The sequence below is a fragment of the Pseudomonas sp. AC463 genome, from assembly GCF_979253585.1.
The window spans coordinates 1-256 of sequence record NZ_CEEDDZ010000851.1 but is presented as its reverse complement, the minus strand read 5'-3'; the positions used below and the strand labels follow the sequence as shown (position 1 = coordinate 256).

The 256-nt window shown below is 67.6% G+C and carries 1 pseudogene; it reads left to right on the top strand.

The window, feature by feature from the left end:
• Positions 1-30: 30 nt before the first annotated feature.
• Positions 31-256, top strand: a pseudogene (locus tag AC0IYH_RS32640) (lipid-A-disaccharide synthase); the annotation flags it as partial.

Sequence of the window (256 nt, the reverse complement as noted above, 5' to 3'; positions counted from 1 at the left end):
GGCCTCACCCGCTGACCCAGGGCAGAGGTATTGCGTGTCGCGCTGGTCGCCGGCGAGGCATCCGGCGATATTCTGGGTTCAGGTCTGATGCAGGCCTTGAAGGCACAGCACCCCAACGTAGAGTTCATCGGTGTCGGCGGCCCGCGTATGCAGGCCGAGGGGCTGGTCAGCGACGTTCCCATGGAGCGCCTGGCGGTAATGGGGTTGGTCGAGGTGCTTGGCCGTTTGCCCGAGCTGCTGTCGCGCCGCCGCCGCC